We start from the raw sequence: 9,867 nt of genomic DNA, 5'->3' as shown, positions 1-9,867 counted from the left end.
TGATTTTCCACCTATCGACGTGTCTGAGGAAATTAGACCAGTACATGGAACTCGCCTCGATTTGACGCGCCGGCCCTCTCCCCCTGCCCCTCTCCCGGAGGGAGAGGGGAGAACACAATCGGCTTGCTCCCCTCTCCCGCGTGCGGGAGAGGGGTTGGGGGAGAGGGCAGGCGGTTCAACAAGCCCTTTCGCCAGAACTGTCAATCGAATCGCCTCCAGCACACCATCCGTTTCTTCATGCACCTGGTTGTTCCAGAATCGCAGCACCGTATAACCCTGCGCTTCCAGCCACTGGTCGCGATCGAAGTCGCTGAGGGAACCATGTTGACCGCCATCGGCTTCGACGATCAGCTTGTATTCCATGCAGAGGAAATCGGCGATGTAAGGGCCGATTGGCATCTGGCGTTTGAACTTCAGGCCGAGGAAGCGATGCGCGCGCAGGTGATACCAGAGGCGCTGTTCGGCTGTGGTTTGATTCGATCGGAGCTGACGAATGAATTCGTGGTGAGTCAGGCGCCGGCCCTCTCCCCCTGCCCCTCTCCCAGAGGGAGAGGGGAGCAAACCATCGGTGTTCTCCCCTCTCCCGCGTGCGGGAGAGGGGTTGGGGGAGAGGGTCAGCGGTTCAATCATCGTGAGCTCACATCAGTGCTTGTGCCCACAGTGTTCCCCATGCACATGCCCGTCCCCATGATCGTGATCATGCCCATGATGATGCTCGTGAAACACTGCCTGCGCCGCGGCATAGTCCTCCGCAAACGTCGCGTCATGCCCATGCTTGTGCCCACCGCCATACGCCCCAGCTTCCGGTTCGAACGGCGCATCGGCGCGCGTGGTCTGTACACCGAGCCGGGTCAGCATGTCCGCCAGCACCGGGTCATACTCCAGCCGCAGATAATCGCGTCCAATCTCCACCGGCGTATGCCGATTACCGAGGTGATAGGCCGCGCGCATCAATGCGAGCGGATCGCTTGCGGACACCTGCAGTACCGCTTCCGCAGCGGCCTGCACTTCGATGAACGTACCGTCTTCTGCTACCAGCAGATCTCCGCCGCGCAACACGGTGCCGCGTGGCAGGAACAATGCGGCTTCCGCGCCGTTGTCGAGCACTGCGCGCAGGCGGCTCTTGCTGCGGTCGCCGAATGGCAGGACGAGCTTGGGTGCGCGGCGCACCAGCACGGGCGCGATGCCGTGCGGCGCGGGCAGGACTTTATCGATCTTGATCACGGGTCAGAACAGGAAATAGCGCTGCGCCATCGGCAGCACGGTGGCGGGTTCGCACATCAGCAACTGACCATCGGCCACGACCTGATAGGTCTCCGGGTCGACGGTGACGTTCGGCTGCCAGTCATTGTGGATCATGTCGCGCTTGCTGACAGTACGCGTGCCGCGCACGGTTGCCAATGTTTTCGCCAATCCATAGCGTCCACCCACATCAGCCGCCATGGCCGACTGCGACACGAACGTTAGCGACGACTTCGGCAACGCACCACCCGCCGAGGCGAACATCGGGCGGTAATGCACAGGCTGCGGCGTCGGAATCGATGCATTGGGGTCACCCATCGCCGCCGCAGCAATCATGCCGCCCTTCAAGATCAGGCTCGGCTTCACGCCGAAGAACGCGGGACGCCACAACACCAGATCGGCCCACTTGCCAGCTTCGATCGAACCCACTTCATGCGCGATGCCGTGCGTCAGCGCTGGATTGATCGTGTACTTGGCGATATAGCGCTTCACGCGGAAGTTGTCGTGACCACCGCGCGCATCGTGCGGATCGCCGGGCAGCTTGCCACGTTGCGCCGCCATCTTGTGCGCGGTCTGCCAGGTGCGGATGATCACCTCGCCCACGCGGCCCATGGCCTGCGAATCGCTCGAGATCATCGAGAACGCGCCGAGGTCATGCAGGATGTCTTCGGCGGCGATCGTCTCGCGCCGGATGCGGGATTCGGCAAAGGCGATGTCCTCGGCAATCGACGGGTCCAGGTGATGGCACACCATCAGCATGTCCAGGTGCTCGTCCAGCGTGTTGACCGTGTACGGGCGCGTGGGATTGGTCGATGACGGCAGCACGTTGGCTTCGCCGCACACCTTGATGATGTCCGGCGCGTGGCCGCCGCCCGCCCCTTCCGTGTGATACGTATGGATCGTGCGGCCTTTGAACGCGGCAATCGTCGCCTCGACGAAACCGCCTTCGTTCAGCGTATCGGTGTGAATCGCCACCTGCGTGTCGGTGTCATCGGCAACCGAGAGACACGTATCGATGGCCTGCGGCGTGGTGCCCCAGTCCTCATGCAGCTTCAGGCCGATAGCGCCCGCTTCCACCTGTTCCGTCAGCGGACCCGGCTGGCTCGCATTGCCTTTGCCCAGGAAGCCGATATTCATCGGATAGGCATCGGCCGCCTGCAGCATGCGCTCCATGTACCAGGGGCCTGGCGTCACCGTGGTGGCGAATGTGCCTGTGGCGGGGCCAGTACCACCGCCGATCATCGTCGTCACGCCGCTCATCAGCGCTTCGTCAATCTGCTGCGGGCAGATGAAGTGGATGTGCGTGTCGATGCCGCCCGCCGTGACGATCATGCCTTCACCGGCAATCACCTCGGTGCCCGGTCCCACGACAATCGTCACGCCCGGCTGGATATCCGGATTACCGGCCTTGCCGATCCCCGCGATGCGTCCGTGCTTGAGGCCGATATCGGCCTTGACGATGCCCCAGTGATCGATGATCAGCGCATTGGTGATGACGGTGTCCACGCAGTCCTTGGACATGCGCTGGCTCTGCCCCATGCCGTCGCGAATCACCTTGCCGCCGCCGAACTTCACCTCCTCGCCGTAGATCGTGAAATCCTTCTCCACCTCGACGACGAGACCTGTATCGGCCAGACGCAAACGGTCGCCCGTGGTGGGGCCGAACATCTCGGCATAGGCTTGCCGCGAAATCTTCACGCTCATCACAGCGCTCCCATGATCTTGCCGTTGAAGCCGTAGACGATGCGGTCACCGTCCAGCGCCACCAGTTGCACCGTGCGCGACTGGCCCGGCTCGAAACGCACCGCCGTGCCTGCTGCGATATCGAGCCGGAAGCCGCGCGCCGTTTCGCGATCGAAAGACAGCGCGGGATTGGTTTCGTAAAAGTGGAAGTGCGAGCCCACCTGCACCGGACGGTCGCCGGTATTGGCCACGGTCACGCTGACCGTCGCGCGCCCCACGTTCAGCTCGATCTCGCCGTCCATCGGCATCAGTTCACCGGGAATCATCGCCATGCTCCTTGTGCGTGGATTGGCCGTTCAGGCCACGAGCAGGCCGACGCCATACAGCGCCACGCCCGCACCCGCCACGCGTGCGATCCAGCCCGCATGACGACGCAGGAACGCGCCCGCGCCGATACCCATCACGTGTAGCGTCATCGTGCTCACGGCGAAGCCGCCGACGTAGGCCAGCACTGCCGGCAGTGCCTCCGCCGTAGCGGGCAGTTCGGCACCATGTGCATACCCATGGAACAGCGCGAAGCCGCCGACGATGGCCATGCCCGCCATCGCGGACAACTTCGCGCGTGCCGCCACCAACAGGCCGATCACGAGCAGCGATGCGGCAATCATCGGTTCGACGGCCGGCAGCGCCACGCCACCGAGACCGAGCGCGGCGCCGACCAGCATCATCACGACGAACGCGAACGGCAGACGCAGCAGATCCATCTTCGACTTGCCGCCATCGAACGTCCCCTTCGGCGATACGGCCAGTGCGCTCCACACGCCCACGGCCGCCATGGCCAGCAGGTGGTCCGCACCCGTGAACGGATGCGCGAGGCCCGCGAACAGGCTGGCGCTAACGGTGGCGCCATCATGGCCTGGATGGGCGAAGGCCGATGCAGTAGCGAGAGTTAGCGTGGCGCCTGCGGTCAGGTGCGAAAAAATCCGGCGCGAGGAAAGCATGCGGTGCATAGGGTTCAACCTCTTCTTGTTGGATGCGGTTCAGATAATCGGACAGTCGATCAATCAGACAATCGGGTGATGCACGGTGACGAGCTTGGTGCCGTCCGGGAACGTGGCTTCCACCTGGATTTCGGGAATCATTTCCGCCACGCCATCCATGACGTCTTCGAGCGCCAGCACCTTGGTGCCTTCGTGCATCAGCTCGGCTACGGTGCGACCATCACGTGCGCCTTCCATGATCGCGGCGGTAATCAGCGCAATGGCTTCGGGATAGTTGAGCTTGAGTCCGCGCGCGCGGCGGCGTTCGGCCAGCAGCGCAGCGGTGAAAATCAGCAGCTTGTCTTTCTCGCGTGGCGTCAGTTCCATATCGGCTTCCGTTCGAGTGTTCTTGTTGTTTGCTTGTTTGGGGCTTCGTCGTGTTCAGGTGGCCCAAAGCCGCAGCGGCCGTGCAGGCACGCCGTGGATCGGCATGCGCAGCATTTGCCAGCTATCGATCATCAGATTTCGCACCGCTTCCATGTCGCGTCCCAGCACGCGCATCAGCAGCATCGGCATCGATGCGCCGCGTGCTGCCAGGCAGGTAACACCGGCGCGCAGATCGGGGCGATATGGCAGGCGCTCGGCCAGTGATTCGGCGAGGTCTTGCGTAGCGCCCTGCCCCACCGCCCACAGCGTGCCAAGGATCGGCAATCCATCCATACCCGCCACGGCGCCGCGCAGCGGCGATGCCGCATCGAAATGCGATTGCTCGATCCACAGCGGGTGTTCGACACCGCCGATCCGTGTATCGAGCCAGAGCGAGCCGCTGGCCCATCGCTCACCGGACGCCAGGCGTCCCAGCACCACAGCATCCCAGCCGATGGCGCTGCCACCCGGGGCAACGGTCACGTCCGTGGCAATGCGCGCGCGGGCATCGTCAAAGACGATGTTCTCCTGCGGCAGCCAGTCGATCTTGCCGCCTTCGGCCACGTCGATGCGCACCTGCTGCGCCGCATCGCGTCCCGCCGACTTGTACCACTTGGTGGCACCGGGCGTCGCCAGCACGGCGTGCGCGTTGGTGCCGACTGCAATGTCGATATCGAGCAGGTCACCACCCGCCACGCCAGCCGGCGGATGCAGCACCACGCCATGGCAGATATCCCCTTCGGGATACAGCGGCTTCTGCACGCGTAGCGGCCCCTCATGGCGACGCTCGACCATGGCGGTCCGGCCCGCACGCACGGCAAAGCGCAGGCACAGGCTGGCGTGCCAGGCCGATGGCAAGGCGAGCGAAGAAGGAAAGTCAGGGTGACGCATGAAGGGGGGCGTGAGTGCGAGAAGATACGCCGAGGCGTTGGCGCAGATCATAGCGCGCAGCCGCCCTCACCGGAAGGTGGCTGTGCGCTGTTCGACCTTGTCGTGCCTACACCGCAATCAGCTCGCGTACGCCGTCCTGTTCCATCGTCGCGCCCGCGCCCTTTGCCACCACTTCGCCACGGCTCATCACCACGTAGTGATCGGCCAGATGGCGCGCAAATTCGTAGTACTGCTCCACCAGCAGCACGGTCATGCCGTACTCATCCACCAACAGACGCAGCGCACGGCCAATGTCCTGGATGATCGATGGCTGGATGCCTTCGGTGGGCTCATCCAGAATCAGCAGCTTGGGTTCGCTCATCAGCGCGCGGCCAATGGCGAGTTGCTGCTGCTGGCCACCCGAGAGGTCGCCGCCACGACGTTGCCGCATCGTGCGCAGCACCGGGAACAATTGATAGATGCGGTCCGGCACGCCATTGGGCTTGCCGCGGCTCGCCGCGCCGATCAGCAGGTTCTCCTCGACCGTGAGACGCGGAAAAATCTCGCGCCCCTGCGGCACATACGCGAGCCCCGCCGAAACACGTTCGTAAGGCGCCTTCTTCTCCAGCGCCTTGCCGTCCCAGCTCACGCTGCCGCTGCGCGTGGGCACTACGCCCATCAGGCATTTCAGCAGCGTGCTCTTGCCTACGCCATTGCGGCCCAGCAGTGTGGTCAGCTTGCCATGCGGTACGTCGAACGAGACGTTGCGCAGGATGTGGCTGCCGCCGTAGTACTGATTCAGTGCATTGACCTGCAGCATCGTTATCTTCCCAGGTAGGATTCGATCACGCGTTCATCGCGCTTCACCGCATCGAGCGTGCCTTCCGCCAGCAGGCTGCCTTCGGCGAGTACCGTGACCTTGCCTTTCTCGCCAGCCAGCGCAGCCACGAACTCCATGTCGTGCTCGACCACCATCATCGAGCAGCTGCCGCGCAGGCTGTTCAGCAGCCCCGCCAATTGCATCGTTTCCTCATCGGTCATGCCGGCCACGGGTTCATCGAGCAACAGCAACTGCGGTTGCTGCATCAGCAGCATGCCGATCTCCAGCCGCTGCTTCTGACCATGCGAGAGCAACCCAGCCGGACGATAGGCCTCGTCTTCCAGACCCGTCAGCGCCAGCGTTTCCTCGATACGGCGATGGCCCTCACCCGTCAATCGTGCGCGCAGCGACGACCACCAGCGCTTGTCGCCTTTCATCGCCAGTTCCAGGTTTTCCCACACCTCGTGTTGCTCGAACACGGTGGGCTTCTGGAACTTGCGCCCGATGCCGGTCTGCGCGATCTTCGGCTCGGTCATGCGCATCAGGTCGATGGTCTGGCCCAGGAACACGCGGCCCGTGACGTTGGCGTTGCGCGGCCCGGTCTTGCCGGTGATGACGTCCATCATTGTCGTCTTGCCGGCACCGTTCGGCCCGATCACGCAGCGCAGTTCGCCGTGATCGATCGACAGCGACAGCTTGTTCAGTGCGCGGAAGCCGTCGAACTGGACAGTCAGGTCTTCCACGTAGAGGATCGGTCCGTGCGTCGTGTCGATGACGCCCGGTTCGAGGATGCGGCCCAGCCCGGTGGCATCGCCGCTCTCCGCTTGCTCCACTCCCAACGCGGCGTTCATGCCTTGCTCCCTTGTTGCGGTGCTGGTACGGACGCATCCGTGTCCGCATCGATTGGCTTCGCAGGCTTGCGCATCGCGCGCAGGCGGCGGACCAGACCCACCACGCCATCGGGCAGGTACAGCGTCACGAGCACGAACATCGCCCCGAGCAGGAACAACCAGTATTCGGCGAAGTAAGCGGTGAACATCGTCTTGGCGCCGTTGACCAGGAACGCGCCAATGATCGGACCAATCAGCGTGCCGCGTCCGCCCACCGCTACCCACACGGCCATCTCGATCGAATTGGCCGGAGACATTTCGCCCGGGTTGATGATGCCCACCTGCGGCACGTACAGCGCGCCAGCAATACCGCACAGCACTGCCGAGAACGTCCACACGAACAGCTTGTAGCCGAGCGGGTTATAGCCCGAGAACATCACGCGCATCTCCGCATCGCGCACGGCCGTGACCACGCGACCAAGCTTCGACGTCACGATGTAGCGGCACGCAATAAAGCCACCGATCAGCGCGAGGAATGTCAGCACGAACAGCGCGGTGCGCGTTTCCGGCGCTGCCACTGCATAACCCGCAATGCGCTTGAAGTCCGTGAAGCCGTTGTTGCCGCCGAAGCCCGTCTCGTTACGGAAGAACAGCAGCATCGCCGCATACGTGAGCGCCTGCGTGATGATCGACAGGTACACGCCCTTGATGCGCGAGCGGAACGCAAAGAAGCCGAACAGCCACGCCAGCACGCCCGGCACCAGCACCACGAGCAGCAGCGCGTAAGGCAGATGCTCGGTGCCATGCCAGAACCACGGCAGTTCCTTCCAGTCGAGGAACACCATGAAGTCGGGCAGATCGCTCTTGTACACGCCTTCGCGGCCAATCGACCGCATCAGGTACATGCCCATCGCATAGCCGCCCAGCGCGAAGAACAAACCATGGCCGAGGCTCAGGATGCCGCAGTAACCCCACACGAGGTCGAGTGCAATGGCTGCCAGCGCAAAACACATGATCTTGCCGATCAGCGTCAACGCGTAGGCCGAGAGATGCAGCGGATGGCCTTCCGGCAGCATCAGCGCGCAGACTGGCACGCCGATACCGACGATAAGCGTGAACGCCACCAGCAGCGTCCAGATACGGCCGGAGAACAGGGGCTGGCGCTCGGGAACGGCGAGCCGGAACGCCTTGCCGGATTTCGATTGGAAACTGGACATGTCAGGCCTCCGCGCTGCGCCCTTTGAGCGCGAAAAGTCCTTGCGGGCGCTTCTGGATGAAGAGCACGATCAGCACGAGGACAAAGATCTTGGCCAGCACCGCGCCGTAGAACGGCTCGATGAACTTGTTGATGATGCCGAGGCCGAACGCGCCCACGATGGTGCCGGCCAACTGGCCTACCCCGCCGAGCACCACCACCATGAACGAGTCGATGATGTACGCCTGCCCCAGATCCGGGCCTACATTGCCGATCTGCGAGAGCGCGCATCCACCCAGCCCCGCGATACCTGCACCAAACGCAAACGCGTAGCTATCCACCTTCCACGTACGCACGCCCACGCATGCCGCCATCGTGCGGTTCTGCGTCGTCGCACGCACGAACAGACCCAGACGCGTGCGATTCAGTACAGCCCACGCCACAGCGACCACGCCCAGCGCGAACAGGATGATGACCACACGGTTGTACGGAATCACGAGACCAGCCATGGCTTCAAATCCACCGCTCATCCACGAAGGATTCGCCACCTCAACGTTCTGCGCGCCGAAGATCGTGCGCACGGACTGCTGCAACAGCAGGCTGATACCGAACGTGGCCAGCAGCGTTTCCAGTGGACGGCCATACAGATGGCGCAGCACGATGCGCTCGATCGCAAAGCCGACCAGACCGGCCGCTAGGAACGATGCCGGAAGCGCCGCCACCAGATACCAGCCGAATGCCTCGGTCGGCATGAAGGCACGGAACAGCGTCTGCACCACATAGGTGGCATAGGCGCCGATCATCAGGAATTCGCCGTGCGCCATGTTGATGACGCCGATCAGGCCATACGTGATCGCCAGGCCCAGTGCAGCGAGCAGCAGCACACTGCCGAGGCTCAGGCCCGCAAACAGGTTGCCCACCACTTCCGCGCGACGCTCGTTGCTGCGCAACTGATCGAGCGCCTGTTGCGCGGCCACGCGTACGCCCTCGTCGGATTCCTTGTATTTGCCCGCCTCGTCCTTCTCAACGAAGGGCGTCAGCTTCTGGCGTGATTGCGGATTGCTGTCGGCTGCGAGGATGCGAATGGCTTCGATGCGTGCATCGCGCGTGGCACCCGGACCTTCGGCCAGCACCGTGCTGGCCCAGATCACGTCAAGGCGCGCACGCAGGCCCGCATCGGCCTCGGCCTTGCGCGCCGCTTCCACCGCTTCACGCGTGGCGCTTTCCGGTTGATCGAACAGCGTGTTGATGGCCTGCGTCCGCACGGCGATATCGGGCGACTGCAGCAGCAGGCTGCTCGACGCGCTATCGACAATCGAGCGCAGGCTGTTGTTCAGTGTCAGGGACTCCAGCTCATCGGGCTTGACCGTGACCGGTTGCCCCGTGATGGCGTCGAGCGCTTTGTCACCCTCGGTACGCACCATGCCGACCGACGGTGCAAACTGCAGCGCATCGTCCTGCAGCGCTTTGAGAATCGGTCCGGCCTGCGCTGCCGGCGCCTGCGTGATCCTGGTCAGCGCGGCGGTCTTGGCGTCGAAGTCGTCTTCGGCCAGCGGTTTCAGGTCGGCCTGCGTCAGCGGCGTGGCCGCCCATAGTGGGGCAGCGGCCAGCAGCAGCACAGCGAACATGGCGCGCAGCCATGAACGGATGTCGGGTCGGTGCATTCAGGAGCCTGTTGATAGCGCGATATGTCGCGTCTTGTGTGTAGAAGATGTCCCGCAGCGGCGGTTTGCTCCCCTCTCCCGCGAGCGGGAGAGGGGTTGGGGGTGAGGGCATGGCGGTGCAAGCTGCCGATATCGCGTCTTGAACTGCTGGCCCTCA

11 protein-coding genes are annotated in these 9,867 nt (G+C 63.6%); all 11 read right to left on the bottom strand.

Annotated features, from left to right (window positions below; genetic code table 11):
- On the bottom strand, positions 1-630 hold a 630-nt coding region (locus ABDB81_RS06630; RefSeq protein ID WP_346810449.1), incomplete at its 3' end, for an endonuclease domain-containing protein.
- Between the two features lie 12 nt (positions 631-642).
- Positions 643-1,224 carry an urease accessory protein UreE gene (gene ureE / locus ABDB81_RS06625; protein ID WP_346810448.1) on the bottom strand — a complete coding sequence of 194 codons (582 nt, stop codon included), beginning with the start codon at positions 1,222-1,224 and terminating at the stop codon, positions 643-645.
- Between the two features lie 3 nt (positions 1,225-1,227).
- Complete coding sequence (ureC, locus tag ABDB81_RS06620; protein ID WP_346810447.1) at positions 1,228-2,946, bottom strand: urease subunit alpha; 1,719 nt, start codon at positions 2,944-2,946, stop codon at positions 1,228-1,230.
- Positions 2,946-3,251 carry an urease subunit beta gene (locus tag ABDB81_RS06615; RefSeq protein WP_346810450.1) on the bottom strand — a complete coding sequence of 102 codons (306 nt, stop codon included), beginning with the start codon at positions 3,249-3,251 and terminating at the stop codon, positions 2,946-2,948. Before ABDB81_RS06615 ends, ureC begins: the two co-directional genes overlap by 1 nt.
- A 30-nt stretch (positions 3,252-3,281) precedes the next feature.
- Positions 3,282-3,935: a HupE/UreJ family protein gene (locus ABDB81_RS06610; protein ID WP_346810446.1), complete on the bottom strand. Its 654-nt coding sequence runs from the start codon at positions 3,933-3,935 to the stop codon at positions 3,282-3,284.
- Positions 3,936-3,989: 54 nt separating this feature from the next.
- Entirely contained in the window at positions 3,990-4,292 is a 303-nt protein-coding gene (locus ABDB81_RS06605; RefSeq protein ID WP_137923042.1) for an urease subunit gamma, read from the bottom strand.
- Between the two features lie 54 nt (positions 4,293-4,346).
- Positions 4,347-5,222: an urease accessory protein UreD gene (locus ABDB81_RS06600; RefSeq protein WP_346810445.1), complete on the bottom strand. Its 876-nt coding sequence runs from the start codon at positions 5,220-5,222 to the stop codon at positions 4,347-4,349.
- Positions 5,223-5,328: 106 nt separating this feature from the next.
- Positions 5,329-6,021 carry an urea ABC transporter ATP-binding subunit UrtE gene (urtE, locus tag ABDB81_RS06595; RefSeq protein ID WP_137923040.1) on the bottom strand — a complete coding sequence of 231 codons (693 nt, stop codon included), beginning with the start codon at positions 6,019-6,021 and terminating at the stop codon, positions 5,329-5,331.
- A 2-nt stretch (positions 6,022-6,023) separates the two neighbouring features.
- The gene (urtD, locus tag ABDB81_RS06590) at positions 6,024-6,872 is read right to left on the bottom strand and encodes an urea ABC transporter ATP-binding protein UrtD (protein WP_137923039.1); all 849 of its coding nucleotides are present in this window, start codon (positions 6,870-6,872) and stop codon (positions 6,024-6,026) included.
- On the bottom strand, positions 6,869-8,068 hold the full coding sequence (urtC, locus tag ABDB81_RS06585) for an urea ABC transporter permease subunit UrtC (protein WP_346810444.1): 1,200 nt from the start codon (positions 8,066-8,068) through the stop codon (positions 6,869-6,871). The genes urtD and urtC overlap by 4 nt, the downstream gene beginning before the upstream one ends.
- 1 nt (position 8,069) lies before the next feature.
- Positions 8,070-9,710, bottom strand: coding sequence for an urea ABC transporter permease subunit UrtB (urtB, locus tag ABDB81_RS06580; RefSeq protein WP_346810443.1), 1,641 nt, complete (start codon positions 9,708-9,710; stop codon positions 8,070-8,072).
- Positions 9,711-9,867 lie beyond the last annotated feature (157 nt).

The sequence above is a fragment of the Cupriavidus sp. DL-D2 genome, assembly GCF_039710735.1.
In the GTDB taxonomy this organism is placed as follows: domain Bacteria; phylum Pseudomonadota; class Gammaproteobacteria; order Burkholderiales; family Burkholderiaceae; genus Cupriavidus.
Note: the sequence above shows the minus strand (reverse complement) of the source record. Positions and strands in the feature narration are given on the sequence as shown.